The following is a 452-nucleotide window of genomic DNA, read 5'->3' as shown; positions in this document are numbered from 1 at the left end:
TGATCCGCCAGCCACGGATGCGTCTCCAACGACAACCGACCCGTCAACACATGCTCATCACCCCCCGCCACCGCCACCGCAGCACCCAACAACGGATGACCCGCCACCCCCACACCCAACGCCGACGCCGACACCCCACCCGACACGTCATGCCGCAACCAATACCAATCCCGCCGAAACGCATACGTCGGCAAATCCACCACCCGACCAGCCGACACCACACCCGACCAATCCACCGACACCCCACGCGCCCACAACCGACCCACAGCCGCCAACGCGCCGACGACCTCGTCACCCTCCCGCAGACCGGGAACGAACTGAGCCGACCCCTCGACCGCGAGGCATTCCTGTCCCATAGCGGTGAGAACACCGCCGGGGCCGATTTCCAGGAATGTGGTAACGCCCTGTTCTTCGAGCGCGCGTATCCCGTCCAGGAAACGCACCGCCTCCCG

1 protein-coding gene is annotated in these 452 nt (G+C 66.2%); it reads right to left on the bottom strand.

All coding sequences use genetic code 11. The features are described from left to right. Nucleotides 1–443, bottom strand: a 443-nt coding sequence (locus tag RKE29_RS30460) for a hypothetical protein (protein ID WP_312008917.1), incomplete at its 3' end; no start/stop codon positions are given. Nucleotides 444–452: the final 9 nt, after the last annotated feature.

This window comes from Streptomyces sp. B1866 (assembly GCF_031932565.1).
In the GTDB taxonomy this organism is placed as follows: Bacteria; Actinomycetota; Actinomycetes; order Streptomycetales; family Streptomycetaceae; genus Streptomyces.
This window is presented reverse-complemented; position numbering and strand designations above follow the sequence as displayed.